Origin of the sequence: Vibrio sp. 10N.286.49.C3 (assembly GCF_041469545.1) — a bacterium.
In the GTDB taxonomy this organism is placed as follows: Bacteria; Pseudomonadota; Gammaproteobacteria; order Enterobacterales; family Vibrionaceae; genus Vibrio; species Vibrio tasmaniensis_A.
Window position 1 is genome coordinate 14,064 of record NZ_JBFRKT010000025.1, and the last position, 21,488, is coordinate 35,551.

Below are 21,488 nucleotides of genomic sequence, written 5' to 3' on the forward strand. Positions count from 1 at the left end.
GCTCTTTCTTGGGTTCAGCACGTCAGAGCAAGGTCGTTCATGATGAATAAACTGAAGTCATTATTGTCTTGGATTAAATCAGGCTCTCCGTGGATCTGGCTTACGGGCGGGGCGGTGAGCATCAGTATGCTTTCGGTTCTTGGCCTAATGCTGTTGATTGGCTGGAAGGGCTTGACTTATTTTTGGCCTGCTCCTTTGTACCAATGGCAAGTGGATTCTAAAGATGCATCGTTAGTTGTCGGCCTCGACGAAACGGTAGTAAAGCAAGATGTATTGATTGGCCAGTTATATGAACGAAAATACATCCCGATAGAGCAAGTCCCACAAGTACACGACCTCTTGTCGACTCAAAACCTGTCGACTGGGCTAATTCAGCGCTTAAGTATCAAAGTTGCCAACAGGGAGATTTATCCAGCGGACTTTGTTTCCATTTTGGATGTGAACTTACGTGAACCAACCACCCCACCTGACTGGGCTGTGATTGAGCGAAGTCGAGGTGGTTATTTCTTTGGTAAACCAGTGGGTTTTATAACCGCTTCTGGCACCTTTGATTCGAACATAGACCAAAAGCTCGAGCAAGGCTTGGCGTTCGCTGATACGTTACGTAAAGAAACGTCGCGTGTAGTGAACCAAGAAATCCGCAATATCAGCTGGCAATTGGAAAATTTGCGCTTAGAAAAACGTAAGCTTGAACTCAATGAGTCAGTGAGCGATGAATACCTTAAAACCTATACTCAAACTAAACTGGAATTAAATCGCCAGTTGGCTGAAGCCGAAGTAAAGCTTGAGCATCTTAGAACACAGCTCAATGTCGAAAGCTTGTTGGTAGAAGATATGACAGGAGAGCAGGTTGAAATTTCGCTCAGTCATATTTTGGATTATTGGTACCCGAATAATATGTCTTATCTTGAAAAGGTTGGACATTGGGGAAAACAAGTTTGGAAGTTCTTGTCGGAGAACCCACGAGACTCAAACTCTGAAGGCGGTGTGTTTCCTACGATTTTTGGCACGGTACTGTTGGTTATTCTTATGTCGATTGTAGTGATGCCTCTTGGTGTGGTTGCTGCGATATATCTTCATGAATATGCAAAAAACAACGCATTAACACGTTTGATTCGTATTGCCGTAATTAACTTAGCGGGTGTACCGTCGATTGTGTATGGTGTATTTGGCTTAGGATTCTTTGTGTATACCATAGGTGGCTCAATCGATTCTTTGTTTTACGCAGAACGATTACCCGCTCCGACATTTGGTACGCCGGGCCTATTATGGTCCGCACTCACCTTAGCGGTATTAACATTACCCGTTGTTATTGTAACAACGGAAGAGGGCTTAACGCGTATCCCTAGCTCCGTGAGGCACGGTTCATTAGCGCTTGGTGCTACTCAATTTGAGACGCTTTGGCGCATTGTTTTACCGATGGCAAGCCCTGCGATTATCACCGGTTTGATTTTGGCAATCGCGAGAGCTGCGGGGGAGGTTGCCCCATTAATGCTGGTGGGTGTGGTGAAACTCGCATCAAGCTTGCCTGTGGATGGTCAGTTCCCATACCTGCATTTAGACAGAAAGTTCATGCATTTAGGTTTTCATATCTATGATGTTGGGTTTCAAACCTCTAATATCGAAGCGGCACGACCTTTAGTGTATGCGACTTCATTTTTACTGGTTACTGTGATTGTTGGATTGAATTTAACAGCCATCAATATCCGTAATAACTTGCGTGAAAAATACCGAACCTTAGGACAAGATTAGATGTTCTCGATTAATGAAACCTTGGGTTACCAAGCACCACTTGATGTTCACAATTTGAAGGATGAGCAAATTGCTATCTCGATTGAAGGGCTGAATCTTTATTATAAAGAGAGCCAAGCACTTGATGATATTTCAATGCAAATCCCTAAGGGACAGGTGACCGCGTTTATTGGCCCATCAGGGTGTGGTAAGTCGACTCTACTGCGCTGCATTAATCGCATGAACGATCTTGTTGAAGGTTGTAAGGTTTCCGGAAAAGTGAAGCTTCATGGCAAGAACGTCTATCACCCTAAGGTGGATGTCGCGACCTTACGACGCCGAGTCGGCATGGTGTTTCAACGTCCGAACCCTTTTCCTAAATCTATCTATGAGAATGTGGTTTATGGATTGAGGTTGCAAGGTGTGAGCAACAGCCGAGATCTTGATGATGCAGTTGAGCGCTCTCTGCGCGCCGCTGCGCTATGGGATGAAGTGAAAGATCGTTTGCATGAGAACGCCTTTGGGTTATCGGGTGGTCAACAGCAGCGTTTAGTCATCGCTCGTGCGGTGGCAATTGAGCCGGAAGTACTTTTGCTGGATGAGCCAACATCAGCACTCGATCCGATTTCTACTCTGACGGTTGAAGAGTTGATCAACGATCTCAAAACGCAATACACAGTGGTGATTGTTACCCACAACATGCAACAAGCCGCGCGTGTAAGTGACCATACTGCCTTTATTCATATGGGAAAATTGATCGAGTACTCAGATACTGACTCAATTTTTACGTCTCCATTGAAAAACCAGACGGAAGACTACATTACTGGTAGATATGGCTAACCTCTACAAAGGTGTCATCTAGAGCTAAGTCACTCTACAAAAATGGCTTTCTTCATTTCTTTCAAGGAGCAAGTATGCATTTCGGTCGCCACATTTCAGGGCAATTCAATGTCGAGTTAGAATCGATCCGTACTCATGTATTGACCATGGGCGGGTTAGTGGAGCAGCAACTCTCGTTTGCAATGCAGGCGCTTCATAAAGACGATGTTGAATTGGCCAAAAAAGTGATTCGTGATGACCATAAAGTGAATGCGATGGAAGTGTCGATTGATGAGGCGTGTACTCGTATTATTGCGAAGCGTCAGCCGACTGCCAAAGATCTGCGTTTGATTATGGCGATCATCAAAACCATTACTGATCTAGAACGTATTGGCGATGTGGCCTCTAAAATCGCACAGGGTGCGATTGAGATCCCTTCGACCAAAGAACAAAAGTTTCACGTCTCGTTAGAACCATTGTGTCGTCAGGCTATCACTATGCTGCATCAAGTATTAGATGCTTTTGCTCGTATGGATGTCGATGCGGCGGCGGAAGTACATAAACTTGACGATAAGCTGGATGCGGAATATGAAGCTGTGATTCGTCAGTTGATGACGTACATGATGGAGGATCCTAAGAACATCCCCAATATCCTGCAAGTGATGTGGTCAGCTCGTGCGATTGAGCGAGTGGGAGATCGTTGCCAAAATATCTGTGAATATATTATTTACTTTGTGAAGGGTAAAGATGTACGCCACCTTGGTGATCAAAGCCTAGATGACGCACTGAAGTAGGTATTAACTTTAGAATCGAATAATTGCACCAAGGTTAAGGTTGATTGTTGTGTCGTAAGGCACGAAGGTCTTATTGTGATCAAAAATATTCATATCCACACCTGCACGTAGCCCAAGTATTGGTGTTGCTTGGTAAACGTAGGCTCCACCAAGACTTAATCCATGTGCTGTCTTCTCTTCAATTTCGCCGTTGCGCGTCTTTGTTCCGTCATAACTCGCTACACCAATCTCCGCCTGAAAGCCGTGGTTCTGGTTGCTTCCAAACATATTTTGAATACCAACGCGGTATGCATCGACAGTCTCATCGTATCGATCGCTGTCATACCATAGGTGAGAATAGCTCAGGTAAACCGCACCTAGATTCGCCACATCAGTAATGCCTGCTTGTATTCCAAAGCCATGATAAGAACCAATCTTTAGTTCAGGAGATAAGTGAAGACCATTTGAAAGTGCAGAGGTTGAGAATAAAGCTGAAGCTAAAAGCAGTGTTTTAAATTTCATGGTACCACCGAGGTAATTTTGCGCTCTCCTTAGCATTAGGTCGATCCATGCGTGAACCCAGTGAAATCACTGGCTAACGGTGATCATTATATGGGCTTTGAAAGAGCAGGCTAATTCGCATTGGTTATCTCTGTGATAATGCTTGCTTATCAGCAGGGGTGATCATTACACGTGATCTTTGGGTCTTACGTAGCCTTACAAAACGAGCTTGATAGAAGTGTCTAAACATAAGCTGATGTTCTGTAATGTATTTGTTTAAGGCACATGAGAAAAATAACGATAGTATCGATATAGCTCATTGATGCTCGCTATATTCTTACTTATCTTTAATTTATTCTTCTACTGAATTTTTCCCTTACATTTATTTTTAGGTAGATATCAGTATGAAGAAGTTTCTTTTCGTTGTGACTCCTCTTTTCGCGTTAACTGCGTGCGGCAGCGTTGCCATCATGGACAAATCAGATGCGGTTAATCAGCAGCCAGAACTCATGGTTAAAACTGATGGTGATTTTTGGGGGTTAGGACAAGAAGGGACGTTTGATATTGCAGGTATGTACCAAGGTAAATATAGCCGAGATTCATCAGGTTCAACATGGTTTGAGACTGTTTCATTCAAAGAGGGTGAGCTGGCTGCTGAAATCACTAGAGTCGATAATGGCCAAGTGTGGAACTTAGTCTGTTCTGGCGGTGGCACTTCAGTTAACTACATGGGTGTTGATTTTGGTGGCAATAAACCTTACCGCTGTTCTGTATCTCAAAGCAATGAGAATATAGGAGAGTTCGTTTTAGAGCCTCAATCTGGGATTATCAGTGTTAGCTTAGAAAAGAAAGAAGCTGGCTACATCCGAGTTGGGGCGAATAAATATGACGTAGAAACTGTCCATTCAAGTAAAGACCTTTTAATGTCGGTAGAAAAACCACTAGGGTATAGCTTTAAACACGCTTCGCAAGAAGTAGCGGCTGCACAGACAAATGGAATGATAACGCTACAGATGTTACCTGAACTTAATGACGCTGAAAAAGACACATTAGTTATCGGTACTATTGCTAGCGCACTGAGCTGGCGTCCGGAAGAGTAAAATACAATATATAACTTTTAATCGAACTTACTTTTGTACTTGTTCTGATAAAACTTGCTCTATGAGTTTTGAAAGCCAATTTGTTAAAGGTGAGTTTCGATTTTTAATGTGTATATAACTATAGACCGGAGTTTTCAGCGTTTTTCCGTCCACTGAGACATCTATCCCGCGTAATGTCGGATAGTTTTCTACTGGGAAAAGGTTGGAATGGGGCATGTACATATCAGTATGTTGAATGACATCGATTATAGCCATGACCAATTCGCTGCGAAAACCGATACGATGCTCGATGGAAAGGTCGGTTAGAATCTGAGACGCTAAGCTAAAATTGTCATTCCAACCTGGTGTTACTAAAGATGCGATTTCGTACCCTGCCATGTCATTTGGAGTCACGGTGTCTTGCTTTAAAGGGTGATCTTTCCTAACAAATATACGTCCTGTTAATTCAATGAGCTGCCTTGTATAGACTTCTTTACTTGTCTTTTCCCCTAAATAGCTTACTCCCATCAAAACCTCATCTTTTTGTATATCTGAGACAGACGAGTTTGACCATGGAACAAGCTTTAGTTTAGCGTTTGGTGCTTGCGCTTTTATATCTTTAAAAAGTGAGCCAGACAGACAAGAAAGCACCACTGGAGATAGGGCTATTTTCAACGTGTAATCGATCTCTTTCGGATCAAAAGTGTTTGATGTATTAACCGCGATAGATAGACCGTCCATGAACGGCTTGATTTGATTGGTGAGCTGCTCTGAAAATGCCGTAGGTTGTAAGCCTCCATGAACCTTTGCGAAAAGATCATCGTTGAAGTGGTGTCTTAGCTTTTGTAGGGCTTGGCTAACCGCTGGCTGAGAAACGAATAAACGTTCCGCAGCCTTTCTGGTGTTTTTTTCTTGATAAACAATCAGAAATGTTCGTAACAGGTTTAAATCAAGAGAGCTGAATAGGTCTTTAGCCATATCTATCCATGAAAATTTTCTGTGCTATTCACTCTAATATACGCCAGTCCGCTAGATTCGTCAGCGTGGTTCTCTGGATTTGTGTTAGTGACGATTACCCTAAGCGGTGAGGGCAGCTCTCACATTGGATATCTTATTCGCATCAGTTACTGGTATCTGATAATCATCAACATCATTACTGCCCATTTGAGCGCTTGAATTGCTTTCCATTAGACTCGGTCTTGTCGATTTACCTGAAAGGTGAAGTGCAGGTACTTGGGTGGTGCTTTGAATCATTTTGGCATTCGTTGCGTTGACGCCAGCACCAGCCATGATATCGATTCTGCCATCGGCTTGTTTGACCATATCTGCGAGCACATTGATGCCTTGCTCTGCATTAATAGCAAGTCCTGACGTCAGGATTCTTTCACATCCAAGCTCAATAATCTGCTCTAACGGTACTTTATAATCCTGAAGTTGGTCGATTGCACGGTGGAAGGTGATTGCTAGTTTGAGTTGGTGAGCCTTGCTTGAGAGAATTTGCATTGCAGACATATCAATCTCACCATCAGGTGTTAGTACACCCAGAACGACGCCATTCAACCCTGCTCTCGCACAAGCTTCAATATCTTCCAGCATACAGAGTATATCGTCATAATCGAATATGAAGTCACCTTGTCTCGGTCGTATCATGGCATAAACTGGTACGGACGAAATTTTTGCCGCTTGCTTCATCATTCCGAAGCTTGGAGTTAACCCGCCAAGTGCTAATGAAGAGCAAAGCTCAATTCGATTCGCGCCACCAGATAGTGCGTTATATAGAGATTCTAAGTTATCGATACAGACTTCAATTTCGGTGTTCATCGTATTTATCCGTTCAAAAAGATACGGACGAAATCATAACAACCTAGATACGGATATGAATAGGTGGTAGCAGAGGAAAATAGGGGTAAAGTTTGTTCTTGTAACTGCCTCTATTAAATGTTGCAGAGACGGTTTAGGTAGATAATTGTCGTCGGAGAGAGATGAAAAAAGCCCGAAGCGTTAACTTCGGGCTTTTAATAGGACTTTACTTCTTAACTGATTGGCGGTGCGCTTTGCGCTATTAGCTTATGCTTTATTTCTCTTTATAGAGAGTCTTCCAACCATTAACCCGCGTTGAGTTCGGGCTTAAGAGGTAATTACTTGCTTAGGTCGTCAGCGTGCTCAGATAGGAATGCAGCAACACCTTGTGGAGATGCGTCCATACCTGATTTACCTTCTTCCCATTGTGCAGGACATACTTCACCGTTCTTCTCGTGGAAGTTTAGTGCGTCTACCATGCGTAGCATTTCGTCGATGTTACGACCTAGTGGAAGATCGTTAACTACTTGGTGACGTACAAGGCCGTCTGCGTCGATTAGGAAAGAACCACGGAAAGCAACGCCTGCTTCTGGGTGCTCAACATCGTATGCTTTGCAGATTTCGTGCTTAACGTCAGCAATTAGAGGGTATTTAACTTGACCGATACCGCCATCAGCGATAGCAGTGTTACGCCATGCGTTGTGAGAGAATTGAGAATCGATAGAAACACCGATTACTTCAACGCCTTTAGCTTGGAAATCTTCTAGACGGTTGTCGAAAGCGATTAGCTCTGAAGGACAAACGAAAGTGAAGTCTAGTGGGTAGAAGAAAACTACCGCTTTCTTACCTTTAGTGAATTCTGCGAAGTTGAAGTTATCAACGATCTCACCGTTACCTAGAACAGCTGCTGCAGTAAAGTCAGGGGCTTGACGACCTACTAGTACCATTTGGAATCTCCTAAAAAATTAGTTGGCCCAACACATCTTTGTTTGGGCTCCGTTTCTACGGGACAAACTATAGTACAATCGGTACTATAGAAAAAAGCGAATTAAATAGATTAAGTTAATCGAAAAAAGCGATAAGCTTATTCTTTGTCCGTTCCTTAGGTCAAATGACCTTCACTTAAGTTATCCTACTCATATTACAAAGTAATTTTATGAATAAATGGCCAAGTCTTAAGCAACTTCACTATCTTGTTACTCTTCACGAAACTCGCCACTTTAGCGACGCTGCGGATCGCTGCTTCGTGAGTCAATCGACACTAAGTAAAGGCATTCAAAACCTGGAAGAACTCATTGGTTGTCCTCTCTATGAGAAGAAAGATAAGAAGAGCCCATTGGTTTTCACTCAAGCGGGTGAGCTGGTGGTTAAGCATGGTCGAGAGTTATTGGCGAAAGGGCAAGACTTGGTTGAGCTCGGAAATCTATGTAATGGAGACGCGATGCAAGGGCAGTTGCGAGTAGGGTGTATTCCAACTATTGCTCCATTCCTATTGTGCGATTTGGTACAAGAAGCGAACCAACGTTTTCCACAGTTGAACTTGTTGTTACGGGAAGACACGACCATTAACCTATTGGCTGCGTTGCGTCATGGTGAGTTGGATGTACTGATTCTGGCTTTGCCTGTCGATATCGACAACATGGAGAGCAAAGTTGTTGGGCAAGACCCTTTCAGAATGGTAATCAGCCGCAATCAAGCCGATGGTATTCGTGTTCCGATTAAATATGATGACCTGCCAGACGAATCTGTATTCTTGTTGGAGAACGAGCACTGCTTAACCGAGCACGCGGTATCAGCTTGTAAGCTAACCGACAAAGAGAAGATAAACCCGTTCACCGCCACAAGCCTACATACGTTGGTACAAATGGTGGCAAATGGTTTAGGAACCACCTTTATTCCACAAATGGCGATCGATCATGGTTTGTTGCAAAATCAGAATTTAGTGGTGATTGACCCTCCCGGTCAACAAGCTTATCGCGATATAGGCCTTGTATGGCGACCAAGCTCGTCACGTCTTGAAACCTTTCATCAGTTAGCTGATGTAGTCTCAGAATTGCTTTAAAAAACTAGAAAGTAAAATTCAAAAGAAAAAGAGCAGCTATTTGGCTGCTCTTTTTGTTTGTTTATTTGAGAAGAAAAACAAACAAATAGTGGCGTTAGAAGCTTATTTATCTATTTTACTATAACGTTAGATTTTGAAAAAACTCAGCAAGTCTTTTTGCTTAACAGCTAATGAAGAGAGTTCTTCACTTGCCTGTTTGCTCTGCTCAATTCCTGAAACATTTTGATGAACAATATCAAAGGTCAGAGAAACATTTTGTGAAATATCTTGTGTTACGCCAGATTGTTCTTCAGACGCTGTGGCTACTTGTGTGTTCATATCAGATATTAGTTGTACTGAGTCAGTGATAGAAGCGAATGCAGCACGAAGCTGTTCGCTATACTGTCTAGATTCTTCTGCTAACGAAAGATTGGATTGCATAAATTGGTTCGCATCTTTCGCTTGAGCCTGAAGGCGAGATATTATTTCTTGAATATCGACCGTTGATTGTTGTGTTTTAGCGGCAAGAGAACGAACTTCATCTGCTACCACCGCAAAGCCTCGGCCTTGCTCTCCCGCTCGAGCGGCTTCAATGGCTGCATTTAACGCAAGTAAGTTAGTTTGCTCAGAAATTGAATTGATCACTTCAATAACACTACCGATCTCTACCGAGTACTCTTGCAATTGATTAACGATGTTTGATGTTTCTTCGATCGAGTCTTCAACTTTTCGAGATATATCATCTGATGCATCGAGGGAAACACTGCCATCTTTGACATTTGTCGTTGCCCCAGTTGCAGCGCTCTCTGCGCTAGCTGCATTCTGGCTAACCTCACTCGCAGTACTAGAAAGTTCATTGATGGCTGTCGCGATTTGTTCCATTTGACTCAGTTCTTGTTGAGCATTTCCTTCTGTTTGGCTCATTACCGCGGTTAGCTCAACGGAGGCTGCTGAAACATTGTCTGAAATCTGGTGGAAACCATCGATGATTCGACGTAGTTCTTGGCGCATTTCTAAAATGTTTGCGTATATACCGGTCTCTTTACCCGTAATTGGAATCTGCTTTGAAAGATCACCAGCGGCGACTTCGGCAACAATTGTTTGGATGTCACTTGGCTCTCCTCCAACGACTTTCCATACACTGCGGTAAATCGAAACGGCAATGCTAAGAGAAGCAGCGACAACGAGAATTGAAAGAACGCCAAGCACAAATTGCGCGTTAGAGAATCGCTCGACCATATTAGGTCCGACAGAGTCTTGCTCTGACTTTGTTGATAGCTTTATCTCTTCAATTGTTTTTGCTGCATTAACACCAGCAAGATCAAGAGTCCCTGAAATGATGTCATTTCGCGTGTTTATAGTGTCAACGATCTTTGAAAATGTGTTGCGGTAAATTTTGAAGGCACTAGTGAAATCGTTTAAGTAGTTGATTTGTTCCATCGACATGAGTTGAGATTCGATTGTTTCTGCAAGTAGTGCGGCAGAGGCAAACTCTTTTTCAGCACGCTGAGCATCTTCTGTTTTATTGCTCGTCAGAAATTTAGAAGCGTACAATCTTGATAGCAATACATGCTGCTGAAGCTGTCCTGAACTGACAGCAACTTCTAAATCTTCTTCAGCTGAAGCTTGGGTCATTAGGTTGGTCACTGCCTCACGCATATTGACCCCTGATGGGTCTAAGGCCTCTTGAACTAGGTTGTTTCGAGTATTGACAAGTTGAACAACCTTGTTAAAGCCTTGGTTATATTGATCAAGCTGCTTCTTTATCGTTAGGAATTCATTTTTGTGTAGATCGTCAAGATGAGAGTCTAATATTTCATCTATCAATTGATTTGATGCGGTGATACGTCTATTCAGTTCAGAAGCATGTGACGGAATAGGGTTCTTAATATATTTAAGTGCAGATAAACGAGCTTCCAGTATATTGGCTTGGATTCGACCTGTTGAGACACTTGTTATTGCAAGAGAGCGGTAGGTGTTAAACCCATCACTCGATTGATAAAAGCGTAATGAAGCAACGACTGAAATAACCAAAATTAGCGCGAGAATCACGCCAAAACCTAAGGACAGCAATTTCTTTAAACTCATAAATATCATTCCTAGTAAGGCAGCTTGTTTTTATTCTTAACAAATTCTTACATGATTCTAACGATAAATATATCAATAAATAGTATGTATCCACTATATTTTGATGTCTAAGAGTGATGGATAAATAGGTTGTTGATATTATTGGGTTTTGTAACTTGCCTCTCGGCTTTTCATAAAAATAGATGAGATTTTAGACGTGTCAGAATTTAGATATGTTAAGAGCCTCAGGTTCAAAGGCTCTAAGGATTATCGTGAGTAATACAAACGGACTAACTTTCGACCTCTTCCGGTTCCGCTTCTTCTTGTAGCTCTAGCAGGTTAATGGCTATCGTAACGAAATCGCTGTCTGTAATGATGCCCACGAGTTCGTGGTTCTCTACGACAGGTAAACAGCCCACTTTGTGTTTCTGCATATAAACAGCAGACTCTTTTAGTCCTGCGCGCGGCTCTACAGACATAACACTCTTGTGCATGATGTCATTGAGTGGTGTTGCAAGAGTATAGGATTGAGCTTGTGGGATGTTTTGTAGGCTAGATTCTTGAGCGGCAAGAACGTCTCGCTGTGTGACGACGCCAAGTAGTTGTCTGTCGGCATCAACAACCGGAATATGGCGGATATCAAGCGCTTCCATCATGTGCTTTGCATCGGCCAGTGAGTGTGAGCGCAATAGGGTATGAGGGTTGCGAGTCATCATATCTTCAACCTTGATCATACAGACCTCCTTCTTTTTTATTTGTTGCTATTACTATAGTTTTTTATCCAAAAAATAACTGAGATCTAACGCATTTTTGGGTGAGTTTCATGCAACTAATTTTGGCTTTTTTATGAGGGCGAGTGGTCGTATTATTTTACGACTCTTTACAATAATCCAATGCTGTAAACCTTGCTATTGCGGCTCGTGTGCCTATACTAGCCCACTGCGAAATTTTTAGTCATGTTTACGATGTGTTTCTGGTAACGATTTACTTACCGAAACGATTGTTCGGCAACTTCGACTTAATATTCGTCAACGGCATAAATATCATCAACTAAGACAAGACTCGACACATGCAAGTTTCAGATTTTCACTTTGACCTACCAGATGAACTCATTGCTCGCTACCCTCAAGAGGAGCGCACAGCAAGCCGCCTACTTAAATTAGATGGCAACAATGGCAACCTAGCTGATGGTTCGTTTAAAGACGTTTTAGACTTGGTTGAGCCAGGCGATCTTGTTGTTTTTAATAACACTCGCGTGATTCCTGCTCGTGTATTCGGTCGCAAGGCATCAGGCGGTAAGCTTGAAGTGTTGGTTGAACGTATGCTGGATGAGAAAAGCATTCTTGCGCATGTTCGTTGTTCTAAATCACCGAAACCGGGTACCAAATTGTTCCTTGGTGAGAACGATGAGTATGAAGCTGAAATGGTGGCACGTCATGATGCGTTATTTGAAATCCATTTCACATCCGATCAAAGCGTTTTAGAGATTCTTAACAGTGTTGGTCACATGCCACTGCCTCCTTACATCGATCGTCCAGATGAAGACGCCGATAAAGAGCGCTACCAAACTGTCTATAATGAAAAGCCGGGTGCGGTTGCTGCGCCAACAGCAGGCCTTCACTTTGATGATAAGCTAATGGCTGACATGAAAGAAAAAGGTGTTGAGTTTGCTTACGTGACACTTCACGTTGGTGCTGGTACGTTCCAGCCAGTAAAAGTCGATAATATCAATGACCACCACATGCATGCTGAGTACGTTGAAGTACCGCAAGAAGTGGTGGATGCCGTAGCTGCTGCAAAAGCACGTGGCGGGCGTATTATTGCCGTTGGTACAACCTCTGTGCGTTCACTAGAAAGTGCGGCTCAAGATGCATTGAAAAATGGCACTGAGTTAGTTCCTTTCTTTGGTGACACAGAAATCTTCATCTTCCCTGGTTATGAATATCAGCTGGTGGATTGCTTGATTACCAACTTCCACTTACCAGAATCAACGCTGATTATGTTGGTGAGTGCATTTGCTGGCTACGACAATGTGATGGGCGCATACGATCACGCAGTGAAGAGCGAATACCGTTTCTTCAGCTACGGTGATGCGATGTTCATCAATAAGAAAACGAGCTAATTTTAGCTGGTTATAAACGATATAAGCAGAATTTACGGGTGCTAGCAGTAAGCTAGGAGTCGGGCAGGGTGTCTGTCTAATCTCTCGCAAGGAATACGCGACCGCTCCTCATAGAACCCACTAGACTGAACTTTTGTTTGGCCTAAGGTTCTGAATTAACAGTCAGATTGTTTCTCTGGCATATTGGAGGCTTCGTGAAATTAAAATACGAACTTAAAAAAACTAATAGCGGCGCACGTCGTGGTCAACTTCAGTTTGAACGCGGTACCGTTGAAACCCCAGCATTCATGCCTGTAGGTACTTACGGTACGGTTAAAGGCATGACACCTGAAGAAGTAAAAGACACAGGTGCTGAAATCCTATTAGGTAATACATTCCACCTATGGCTACGTCCTGGTCAAGAAATCATGAAACTGCACGGTGATTTGCACGATTTCATGAACTGGAAAGGTCCTATCTTGACTGATTCAGGTGGCTTCCAAGTATTCAGCCTAGGTGCAACGCGTAAAATCTCTGAAGAGGGTGTTCATTTCCGTAACCCTGTAAACGGTGACAAGATTTTCATGGACGCTGAGAAGTCGATGGAAATCCAAAAGGATCTAGGTTCAGACATTGTAATGATCTTTGACGAATGTACGCCTTATCCTGCAACGCACAAAGAAGCTAAAGACTCAATGGAGATGTCTCTTCGTTGGGCTCAGCGTTCACGTGATCATTTTGATAAGCAAGAAAACCCGAACTCACTGTTCGGTATTGTACAAGGTGGCGTATACGAAGACCTTCGTGATGTATCCGTTAAAGGCCTAACAGAAATTGGCTTTGACGGTTACGCAGTAGGTGGTCTAGCAGTAGGTGAACCAAAAGAAGATATGCACCGCATTCTTGAGCACACATGTCCTCAACTGCCTGAAGATAAGCCTCGTTACCTAATGGGTGTAGGCAAACCTGAAGACTTGGTTGAAGGTGTTCGTCGCGGTATCGATATGTTTGACTGTGTTATGCCAACGCGAAATGCACGTAATGGTCACCTGTTTGTAACGGAAGGTGTGATCAAGATCCGTAATGCGAAGCATAAAACCGATACAACACCACTAGATTCAGATTGTGACTGTTACACTTGTAAGAACTACAGCAAGTCGTACTTACACCATTTGGATCGTTGTAACGAAATCCTAGGTGCTCGACTGAACACGATTCACAACCTGCGTTTCTACCAACGAGTAATGTCAGACATTCGTCAGTCTATCGATGAAGATCGCTTTGAAGAGTTCGTTGCAGAGTTCTACGCAAGAATGGGGCGTGAAGTGCCACCACTAGGTAAAGAATCTTAGTATTTCTTTTTTGCGAGCCCTATCTCTCTTCCGAGTGATGGGGCTTGAAAATAAAGGGATACGACCCAATTAGACAAACAATTACGAAAATATAATAGAGGATGTTTTAAATGTTTATTTCTCAAGCTCACGCAGCAGCAGAAGGTGCACCAGCAGGCGGCGGTTTCGAAATGCTTATCATGCTAGGTATGTTCGCTGTGATCTTCTACTTCATGATCTACCGTCCACAAGCTAAGCGTGTTAAAGAGCACAAGAGCCTTATGTCTTCTATGGGCAAAGGCGATGAAGTTCTTACAAGCGGCGGCCTAATCGGCAAGATCACTAAGATTGCTGAAGACAGCGACTACGTTGCTATCGAACTGAACGCAAACAACGAAGTCGTTATCAAGAAGGACTTCGTTACAGCAGTGCTACCAAAAGGTACTCTGAAATCACTATAAACAGCTAGAGGATCCTCGCTGTGCTAAACCGTTATCCGTTATGGAAGTATTTGATGGTGATGTTTGCCATCGCTATCGCTGCGTTGTACGCACTTCCAAATATATACGGTGAAGATCCGGCAGTTCAAGTTACAGGGGCGCGTGGCGCCTCTGTAGATCTGTCTACGCTGGATGCTGTCACCAATGCTCTTGAAGCAGAAAACCTTTCTACTAAATCCGTTGCTCTCGAAAACGGTTCCATTCTTGTTCGATTTAACGATACAGATACGCAAATCAGTGCCCGTGATATCATCACAGAAGCACTCGGTGATGACGTTATCGTAGCTTTAAATCTAGCGGCTTCAACTCCTGATTGGCTTGAATCTATTGGTGCGGCACCAATGAAGCTGGGTCTTGATCTACGTGGTGGTGTTCACTTCTTAATGGAAGTGGATATGGACGCTGCGATGCAAAAACTGGTTGGCCAACAAGAAGAAGCGTTCCGCAGTGAACTTCGTGAAGAGAAAATCCGCTACCGTGCTATTCGCCCATCGGGTAAAGATGCGGTTGAAGTGATTCTGCGTAACGAAGAGCAGCTTGCTGAAGCGAAATCGCTTCTGCAATCTAAGCACCAAGATATGACGTTCGTAGATTCAGAATCTAACGGTCGTTTCTCTTTGATTGCTAACTTCACTGAAACTCGTCTTCAAGAAATCCGCAATTATGCGGTAGAGCAAAACATTACTATTCTACGTAACCGTGTTAACGAACTTGGTGTTGCTGAGCCTTTGGTTCAACGTCAAGGTGCTAGCCGTATCGTAGTGGAATTGCCAGGTGTTCAAGACACGGCTCGTGCTAAAGAAATTTTAGGCGCAACCGCGACTCTTGAATTCCGTGAAGTGGACAGCAGTGCCGATTTGGCCGCTGCAGCTTCTGGCCGTGCTCCTGCTGGTAGTGAAATTAAGCAAGACCGTGATGGTCGTCCTGTAGTACTTAAGAAACGCGTTATCTTAGGCGGTTCTAGCATTACAGATGCAAGCTCAAGTGTTGATGAATATGGTCGCCCACAAGTTAACATCTCGCTAGACAGCGAAGGTGGTAGCAAGATGTCTACATTCTCTCGTCAAAATATCGGTAAGCTAATGGCAACCGTATTTGCAGAGTATAAAGACAGCGGTCGTAAAACACCTGAAGGCCGAGTGATCCTAAGTAAGCACGAAGAAGTGATTAACCAAGCGACGATTCAATCTGCGCTTGGCCGTAACTTCCGTATTACAGGTATCGACTCAACGGCTGAAGCTCATAACTTGGCACTTCTACTACGTGCAGGTGCATTGATTGCGCCTATCTCGATTGTAGAAGAACGTACGATTGGTCCATCTATGGGTCAACAAAACATCGATATGGGTATCATGGCGATGGTTTGGGGTATGGCTGCAGTAATGCTGTTTACACTGCTTTACTACCGTACTTTCGGTTTGATTGCGAACGTCGCTCTGATGGCTAACTTAGTGTTGATTATTGGTGTGATGTCGATGATTCCTGGCGCGACAATGACGCTACCAGGCATTGCCGGTATCGTATTGACGGTCGGTATGGCAGTCGATGCCAACGTTCTTATCTTTGAGCGTATACGTGAAGAACTTCGAGATGGACGCAGTCCACAACAAGCGATTCACCAAGGTTATGCAAACGCATTTAGTACAATCGCCGATGCCAACATCACCACACTACTAACAGCAATCATTCTATTTGCTGTCGGGACAGGTGCGATTAAAGGCTTCGCGGTAACGTTATCAATCGGTATCTTGACTTCAATGTTTACAGCTATTATCGGAACACGTTGTATCGTGAACCTGATGTATGGCGGCAAACGCGTTAAGAAACTGTCGATCTAAGGCTAGGAATTAATATGTTTCAGATTCTAAAAGCAGACAAAATGATCGACTTCATGCGTTGGTCAAAGGTTGCCTTTTTATTCTCAATCTTGATGATTGGTACTGCTATCTTCACCCTAACAACGAAATCGTTGAATTGGGGTCTAGATTTTACCGGCGGTACTCTGATTGAAGTGGGCTTTGAGGAGCCAGCAAACCTACCTGACATTCGAAGCGCACTAGAAGCTGAAGGCTTTGGTGATGCTACGGTTCAGAACTTTGGTTCTGCGCGTGAGGTAATGGTTCGTCTACGTCCACGTGATGGTGTTGCGGGCGAAACGCTTGGTAACCAAATCCTGTCTGCAATTAAAGATGGTACTGGTGAGCAAGTTGAGATGCGTCGTATCGAGTTCGTTGGTCCAAACGTGGGCGATGAACTAACAGAAGCTGGTGGTCTTGCGATCTTAGTTTCTCTGATCTGTATCTTGATCTACGTATCCGTACGATTTGAATGGCGATTAGCTGCAGGTGCTGTATTAGCCCTAGCGCACGACGTTATCATCACACTAGGTGTGTTCTCTCTAATGCAAATTGAGGTCGACCTTACTATCGTGGCAGCCTTGCTAACGGTAGTCGGTTACTCCCTCAACGATACCATAGTGGTATTTGACCGTATTCGTGAGAACTTCCGTAAGATGCGTAAAGGCGAGGCACCTGAAGTGCTGAACAGCTCAATCACACAAACATTGAGCCGTACATTGATCACTTCTGGTACAACGTTATTCGTAGTTATCGCACTGTTCGTTCAGGGCGGTGCTATGATTCACGGCTTTGCGACTGCACTTCTACTGGGTATTACCGTTGGTACTTACTCTTCTATCTACGTTGCATCTGCACTAGCTATGAAGTTGGGTATTACGCGTGAACACCTAATGCCACCACAAGTGGACAAAGAAGGTGAAGAGTTTGACGAAATGCCTTAGGCCGCGGCTTAACAACTTTCGCTAAACCAAAAAAACCGCTGGGCAACTAGCGGTTTTTTTATGTCTGTATATTGTGGGTTAGCTTTTGTATCCGACTGAACATTGCCGTATTTACCAATACCAACACCAATACCAAGTGCCAAAGTAGCTAAGTCACTATCTAGTGGCGATCTAAATACAGCTTACAGAGCAGTGATTTGTGCTCACTGTAACTAACCGACATTTTGGTCGTATCTCGTATCGCGGATACAAAAAAGCCTCGCAATAGCGAGGCTTTGAAAATCTTCTGCTCTTAACTAAAGAGCATCAACGCAAGGTCTGAATTACTTCAGCATACCTTCGTTAGAGTTCTCACGAACGTGCTTAAGAATAGACTTAACACCACGTGCGCTTGAAGCAACAACATTACCAGAGGTCATGTAATCAGTGCCGCCAGCAAAGTCAGTCATGATAGCACCCGCTTCACGAGCGATTAGATCGCCAGCTGCTAGATCCCATGGCTTAAGGCCTAGTTCTAGGTAACCGTCAACACGGCCAGCCGCTAGGTAACATAGGTCAAGAGCTGGAGAACCAGTACGACGGAAATCAGCACAATCAACGAATAGACCAGAAATGATCTTCATGAAAGATTCAGAGTGTTGTTTTTGCTTGAATGGGAAACCAGTCGCTAGAACAGTACCTTGAAGGTCTTTTAGTTGAGTAACACGCATACGAGCGTTGTTAAGTTGAGCGCCAGCGCCACGTTGAGCTGTGAATAGCTCGTTTAGCATTGGGTCATAAACACAAGCAACTTCTGTACGACCGTTCATGCGAACAGCGATAGATACAGAGAAGTGAGGGAAACCTTTTACAAAGTTGTTGGTGCCATCTAGTGGGTCAACGATCCATTGTACGTCAGAATCTTTACCTTCAGTTAGGCCTGACTCTTCAGAAATAATGCTGTGCTCTGGGTAAGATGATTTGATTGTCTCAATGATCATGTACTCAGCTTCTTGAGCAATGTTAGTAACGTAATCGTTGTTACCTTTTAGAGACGATTCGATCTTATCAGTTGTTTCTAGAGATTTAGCAATATGGTTGCCAGCTTTACGCGCAGCGCGTATCGCAATGTTTAGCATTGGATGCATATGGTTTTTCCCACAAGATGTTAAAGAACAGTTTAAAGCGGCGGCGAGTATACCAAAGTTTCCCCAAAAGGGAAGTGGTTATTTTTTGAACTCTTGATTTCACATTCCGAGAAGGGTCTGACCATTTTACTTAGCTATGTGTTAATATCTCGCGATTATTTTTAAAGTGGTGTCATATAGCATGTTAGACAATGTAAAAGTCGTTCTGGTTGGTACGTCTCATTCGGGAAATATCGGATCAGCAGCTCGCGCAATGAAAGTGATGGGTTTGAGTCAGTTAGTTCTTGTAGACCCTCAATGTGAAGTTGACGAGCAGACCTTAGCACTGGCTGCGGGTGCAGGTGACATCGCAGAAAACGCGACCATCGTTTCTACATTAGACGAAGCCGTAAAAGACTGTGGTTTAGTGGTTGGTTCGAGTGCACGTTCACGTACGCTTGAATGGCCAATGCTTGAGCCTCGTGAGTGTGGACAAAAGTTTGCGATTGAAGGCCAAAAGCACCCAGTCGCATTAGTGTTCGGCCGTGAACGTACTGGCTTGACTAACGATGAGCTTCAGAAGTGCCACTTCCATGTATGTATCCCAGCTAACCCTGAATACAGCTCGCTAAACCTAGCAATGGCAGTGCAGACTCTGAGCTACGAAGTGCGTGTAGCTCACCTTGATATGGTGGCGAGCCAGTACCAGCCGCAGCAACAAGATGAGTACCCTCGTCACGAAGAACTAGAAATGTTCTATGAGCACCTTGAAAAAGTGATCATTGATACCCAATTTATCTCTAAGGATAAGCCGGGTCAGGTGATGAATAAGCTACGTCGTTTGTTCAGTCGAGCTCGTCCAGAGTTGCAAGAGATCAACACTCTACGCGGCATTTTGACTTCAATTGAGAAGAGCAAAAGCGACAAATAAAGCCCGCGCAAACAATAAGGGTGAATACCTGACTAAAATAGTCAACTAAATACTTGACCAATTTAGTCGGGTATGGGAAGATTCCAACCACATAAACAATGTGGATACGGTGTGATATGAAACTTACATCTAAAGGAAGATATGCGGTAACAGCTATGCTAGATGTAGCACTGCATTCGCAAAAAAGCCCAGTTCCTCTGGCTGATATTTCAGAGCGACAAGGCATCTCGTTATCTTACTTAGAACAGCTATTTTCTAAGTTACGTAAAGCTGGCTTAGTTGCTAGTGTTCGTGGTCCTGGCGGTGGTTACCGTTTAGGTGCTGAAGCGAGCGACATCGCTGTCGGAACTGTAATTGCTGCAGTAGACGAATCAGTTGATGCAACTAAGTGTCACGGTCGAGCAGATTGCCAAGGTGGCAGTCGTTGTTTAACTCACACTTTATGGCGTGATTTAAGCTCCCGAATCAGCAGCTTCTTAAACGACATTACGCTCGGTGAGCTAATGAAAGATAACGAAGTTTTAGAGATTTCTGATCGTCAAGATATCGATCTTGCGGTTAATAATGGTTTTGCACATAAAAATACGAGCACTACAACGATTAGTGCAGCACCTCACGGTGTTAATGCCCGCTCTTAGCGGTCAGTTTTTACATTGGAGTAGAAAATGAAACTGCCTATTTACTTTGACTATTCAGCTACATGCCCAGTCGATCCACGTGTTGCTGAAAAAATGGTTCAGTGCATGACGATGGACGGTAACTTCGGTAACCCTGCATCTCGTTCACACCGTTACGGCTGGCAGGCAGAAGAATCAGTAGATAATGCTCGTGAGCAAATTGCCGATCTACTAAATGCAGACCCACGTGAGATTGTTTTTACGTCAGGTGCTACAGAGTCAGATAACCTTGCTATCAAAGGTGCAGCGCACTTTTACGAGAAGAAAGGTAAGCACGTAATCACGTGCAAAACAGAACACAAAGCGGTTCTTGATCCATGTCGCCAACTAGAGCGTGAAGGTTTTGAGGTTACATACCTTGAGCCAGAAGCTAACGGCATCATCGATCTAGACAAGCTACAAGCTGCAATGCGTGAAGATACTGTTCTAGTTTCTATCATGCACGTAAACAACGAGATTGGTGTAATCCAAGATATCTCTGCAATCGGCGAATTATGTCGTGCACGTAAGATCATCTTCCACGTTGATGCGGCGCAGTCTGCGGGTAAAATCCCACTAGACGTAAAAGAGATGAAAGTAGACCTTATCTCTATGTCTGCACACAAAGCATACGGCCCTAAAGGCATCGGCGCTTTGTACGTTCGTCGTAAGCCACGTATTCGCCTTGAAGCGCAAATGCACGGTGGCGGTCATGAACGTGGTTTCCGTTCTGGTACGCTTGCTACTCACCAAATCGTGGGTATGGGCGAAGCTTTTGCCATCGCTAAACAAGACATGCAGAAAGATTACGATCACGCACTAGCACTTCGTGAGCGCCTATTGAAAGGTGTTCAAGATCTAGAAGCGGTAACCGTAAACGGCGACCTAGACCAACGTGTACCACACAACCTAAACGTGAGCTTCGCTTTCGTTGAAGGTGAGTCTCTGCTTATGTCTCTAAAAGACCTAGCAGTATCATCAGGTTCTGCATGTACATCAGCAAGCCTAGAGCCTTCATACGTTCTACGTGCTCTTGGTCTGAACGATGAACTGGCACACAGCTCAGTACGTTTCTCATTCGGCCGTTTCACAACGGAAGAAGAAATCGACTACGCGATTGCACAAATTCGTGTAGCGGTAAACAAATTACGCGACATGTCTCCTCTATGGGATATGTATAAAGAAGGGATTGATTTGAACACTGTTGAGTGGGCTCATCACTAATCTCACGGAAATAGAGGATTCGAGGTAA

20 protein-coding genes are annotated in these 21,488 nt (G+C 43.8%); 13 read left to right on the plus strand and 7 right to left on the minus strand.

Features of this window, described 5'->3' with window-relative positions; translation table 11 throughout:
- Window positions 1–42: 42 nt before the first annotated feature.
- From pstA to phoU, 3 genes are all read left to right on the plus strand, one after another.
- A complete protein-coding gene (gene pstA, locus AB4180_RS11830) occupies window positions 43–1,752 on the plus strand; it encodes a phosphate ABC transporter permease PstA (RefSeq protein WP_102249549.1) in 1,710 nt (569 codons plus the stop codon).
- The gene (gene pstB / locus AB4180_RS11835) at window positions 1,753–2,571 is read left to right on the plus strand and encodes a phosphate ABC transporter ATP-binding protein PstB (RefSeq protein ID WP_102249550.1); all 819 of its coding nucleotides are present in this window, start codon (window positions 1,753–1,755) and stop codon (window positions 2,569–2,571) included. It abuts the gene before it with no gap.
- 74 nt (window positions 2,572–2,645) lie between these two features.
- A complete protein-coding gene (gene phoU, locus AB4180_RS11840) occupies window positions 2,646–3,344 on the plus strand; it encodes a phosphate signaling complex protein PhoU (protein ID WP_009848270.1) in 699 nt (232 codons plus the stop codon).
- A 9-nt stretch (window positions 3,345–3,353) separates the two neighbouring features.
- Here the strand turns inward: phoU and AB4180_RS11845 are convergent, their stop codons facing one another.
- Window positions 3,354–3,845 (minus strand): hypothetical protein, encoded by a 492-nt coding sequence (locus AB4180_RS11845; RefSeq protein ID WP_029222943.1) that lies wholly within the window; start codon window positions 3,843–3,845, stop codon window positions 3,354–3,356.
- A gap of 383 nt (window positions 3,846–4,228) precedes the next feature.
- Here AB4180_RS11845 and AB4180_RS11850 point away from each other — a divergent pair, with 383 nt between their 5' ends.
- Window positions 4,229–4,924: a hypothetical protein gene (locus AB4180_RS11850; protein WP_102249551.1), complete on the plus strand. Its 696-nt coding sequence runs from the start codon at window positions 4,229–4,231 to the stop codon at window positions 4,922–4,924.
- 27 nt (window positions 4,925–4,951) lie between these two features.
- On the opposite strand, the gene AB4180_RS11855 is transcribed toward AB4180_RS11850, so the two are convergent.
- The 3 genes from AB4180_RS11855 to AB4180_RS11865 form a co-directional block, all read right to left on the minus strand.
- Window positions 4,952–5,881 (minus strand): LysR family transcriptional regulator, encoded by a 930-nt coding sequence (locus tag AB4180_RS11855; protein ID WP_102249552.1) that lies wholly within the window; start codon window positions 5,879–5,881, stop codon window positions 4,952–4,954.
- 99 nt (window positions 5,882–5,980) lie between these two features.
- Complete coding sequence (locus AB4180_RS11860) at window positions 5,981–6,724, minus strand: copper homeostasis protein CutC (protein ID WP_102249553.1); 744 nt, start codon at window positions 6,722–6,724, stop codon at window positions 5,981–5,983.
- A 317-nt stretch (window positions 6,725–7,041) separates the two neighbouring features.
- Entirely contained in the window at window positions 7,042–7,650 is a 609-nt protein-coding gene (locus tag AB4180_RS11865) for a peroxiredoxin C (RefSeq protein ID WP_009848275.1), read from the minus strand.
- A 209-nt stretch (window positions 7,651–7,859) separates the two neighbouring features.
- Here AB4180_RS11865 and AB4180_RS11870 point away from each other — a divergent pair, with 209 nt between their 5' ends.
- Window positions 7,860–8,765, plus strand: coding sequence for a hydrogen peroxide-inducible genes activator (locus AB4180_RS11870; protein WP_102249554.1), 906 nt, complete (start codon window positions 7,860–7,862; stop codon window positions 8,763–8,765).
- Window positions 8,766–8,891: 126 nt separating this feature from the next.
- Here AB4180_RS11870 and AB4180_RS11875 read toward each other — a convergent pair whose 3' ends face one another.
- Both AB4180_RS11875 and AB4180_RS11880 read right to left on the minus strand, forming a co-directional pair.
- On the minus strand, window positions 8,892–10,832 hold the full coding sequence (locus AB4180_RS11875; RefSeq protein WP_102249555.1) for a methyl-accepting chemotaxis protein: 1,941 nt from the start codon (window positions 10,830–10,832) through the stop codon (window positions 8,892–8,894).
- Window positions 10,833–11,101: 269 nt separating this feature from the next.
- On the minus strand, window positions 11,102–11,545 hold the full coding sequence (locus AB4180_RS11880; protein ID WP_009848278.1) for a CBS domain-containing protein: 444 nt from the start codon (window positions 11,543–11,545) through the stop codon (window positions 11,102–11,104).
- A 335-nt stretch (window positions 11,546–11,880) separates the two neighbouring features.
- On the opposite strand from AB4180_RS11880, the gene queA reads away from it, so the two are divergent.
- The 5 genes from queA (at window position 11,881) to secF (ending at window position 17,543) form a co-directional block, all read left to right on the plus strand.
- Window positions 11,881–12,933, plus strand: a complete 1,053-nt coding sequence (gene queA / locus AB4180_RS11885) for a tRNA preQ1(34) S-adenosylmethionine ribosyltransferase-isomerase QueA (RefSeq protein WP_017099581.1) — start codon at window positions 11,881–11,883, stop codon at window positions 12,931–12,933.
- 194 nt (window positions 12,934–13,127) lie between these two features.
- On the plus strand, window positions 13,128–14,264 hold the full coding sequence (gene tgt / locus AB4180_RS11890; protein ID WP_102249556.1) for a tRNA guanosine(34) transglycosylase Tgt: 1,137 nt from the start codon (window positions 13,128–13,130) through the stop codon (window positions 14,262–14,264).
- Window positions 14,265–14,374: 110 nt separating this feature from the next.
- Entirely contained in the window at window positions 14,375–14,704 is a 330-nt protein-coding gene (yajC, locus tag AB4180_RS11895; protein ID WP_009848281.1) for a preprotein translocase subunit YajC, read from the plus strand.
- 20 nt (window positions 14,705–14,724) lie between these two features.
- Window positions 14,725–16,581: a protein translocase subunit SecD gene (gene secD, locus AB4180_RS11900; protein ID WP_009848282.1), complete on the plus strand. Its 1,857-nt coding sequence runs from the start codon at window positions 14,725–14,727 to the stop codon at window positions 16,579–16,581.
- Between the two features lie 14 nt (window positions 16,582–16,595).
- Window positions 16,596–17,543, plus strand: a complete 948-nt coding sequence (secF, locus tag AB4180_RS11905; protein ID WP_012603308.1) for a protein translocase subunit SecF — start codon at window positions 16,596–16,598, stop codon at window positions 17,541–17,543.
- 323 nt (window positions 17,544–17,866) lie between these two features.
- Here secF and suhB read toward each other — a convergent pair whose 3' ends face one another.
- On the minus strand, window positions 17,867–18,670 hold the full coding sequence (gene suhB / locus AB4180_RS11910) for an inositol-1-monophosphatase (protein ID WP_009848284.1): 804 nt from the start codon (window positions 18,668–18,670) through the stop codon (window positions 17,867–17,869).
- A 181-nt stretch (window positions 18,671–18,851) separates the two neighbouring features.
- Here suhB and trmJ point away from each other — a divergent pair, with 181 nt between their 5' ends.
- From trmJ to AB4180_RS11925, 3 genes are all read left to right on the plus strand, one after another.
- Window positions 18,852–19,580 carry a tRNA (cytosine(32)/uridine(32)-2'-O)-methyltransferase TrmJ gene (gene trmJ, locus AB4180_RS11915; RefSeq protein WP_019822102.1) on the plus strand — a complete coding sequence of 243 codons (729 nt, stop codon included), beginning with the start codon at window positions 18,852–18,854 and terminating at the stop codon, window positions 19,578–19,580.
- Between the two features lie 116 nt (window positions 19,581–19,696).
- Window positions 19,697–20,218, plus strand: a complete 522-nt coding sequence (gene iscR / locus AB4180_RS11920; RefSeq protein ID WP_010440512.1) for a Fe-S cluster assembly transcriptional regulator IscR — start codon at window positions 19,697–19,699, stop codon at window positions 20,216–20,218.
- Window positions 20,219–20,245: 27 nt separating this feature from the next.
- Complete coding sequence (locus AB4180_RS11925) at window positions 20,246–21,460, plus strand: IscS subfamily cysteine desulfurase (RefSeq protein ID WP_048613459.1); 1,215 nt, start codon at window positions 20,246–20,248, stop codon at window positions 21,458–21,460.
- Window positions 21,461–21,488: the final 28 nt, after the last annotated feature.

What these genes read in the sequence shown, in the direction of transcription:
- pstA (WP_102249549.1), top strand. Translation starts at nt 43, where the DNA reads ATGAATAAACTGAAGTCATTATTGTCTTGGATTAAATCAGGCTCTCCG.
- pstB (WP_102249550.1), top strand. Translation starts at nt 1,753, where the DNA reads ATGTTCTCGATTAATGAAACCTTGGGTTACCAAGCACCACTTGATGTT.
- phoU (WP_009848270.1), top strand. Translation starts at nt 2,646, where the DNA reads ATGCATTTCGGTCGCCACATTTCAGGGCAATTCAATGTCGAGTTAGAA.
- AB4180_RS11845 (WP_029222943.1), bottom strand. Translation starts at nt 3,845, where the DNA reads ATGAAATTTAAAACACTGCTTTTAGCTTCAGCTTTATTCTCAACCTCT.
- AB4180_RS11850 (WP_102249551.1), top strand. Translation starts at nt 4,229, where the DNA reads ATGAAGAAGTTTCTTTTCGTTGTGACTCCTCTTTTCGCGTTAACTGCG.
- AB4180_RS11855 (WP_102249552.1), bottom strand. Translation starts at nt 5,881, where the DNA reads ATGGCTAAAGACCTATTCAGCTCTCTTGATTTAAACCTGTTACGAACA.
- AB4180_RS11860 (WP_102249553.1), bottom strand. Translation starts at nt 6,724, where the DNA reads ATGAACACCGAAATTGAAGTCTGTATCGATAACTTAGAATCTCTATAT.
- AB4180_RS11865 (WP_009848275.1), bottom strand. Translation starts at nt 7,650, where the DNA reads ATGGTACTAGTAGGTCGTCAAGCCCCTGACTTTACTGCAGCAGCTGTT.
- AB4180_RS11870 (WP_102249554.1), top strand. Translation starts at nt 7,860, where the DNA reads ATGAATAAATGGCCAAGTCTTAAGCAACTTCACTATCTTGTTACTCTT.
- AB4180_RS11875 (WP_102249555.1), bottom strand. Translation starts at nt 10,832, where the DNA reads ATGAGTTTAAAGAAATTGCTGTCCTTAGGTTTTGGCGTGATTCTCGCG.
- AB4180_RS11880 (WP_009848278.1), bottom strand. Translation starts at nt 11,545, where the DNA reads ATGATCAAGGTTGAAGATATGATGACTCGCAACCCTCATACCCTATTG.
- queA (WP_017099581.1), top strand. Translation starts at nt 11,881, where the DNA reads ATGCAAGTTTCAGATTTTCACTTTGACCTACCAGATGAACTCATTGCT.
- yajC (WP_009848281.1), top strand. Translation starts at nt 14,375, where the DNA reads ATGTTTATTTCTCAAGCTCACGCAGCAGCAGAAGGTGCACCAGCAGGC.
- secF (WP_012603308.1), top strand. Translation starts at nt 16,596, where the DNA reads ATGTTTCAGATTCTAAAAGCAGACAAAATGATCGACTTCATGCGTTGG.
- suhB (WP_009848284.1), bottom strand. Translation starts at nt 18,670, where the DNA reads ATGCATCCAATGCTAAACATTGCGATACGCGCTGCGCGTAAAGCTGGC.
- trmJ (WP_019822102.1), top strand. Translation starts at nt 18,852, where the DNA reads ATGTTAGACAATGTAAAAGTCGTTCTGGTTGGTACGTCTCATTCGGGA.
- iscR (WP_010440512.1), top strand. Translation starts at nt 19,697, where the DNA reads ATGAAACTTACATCTAAAGGAAGATATGCGGTAACAGCTATGCTAGAT.
- AB4180_RS11925 (WP_048613459.1), top strand. Translation starts at nt 20,246, where the DNA reads ATGAAACTGCCTATTTACTTTGACTATTCAGCTACATGCCCAGTCGAT.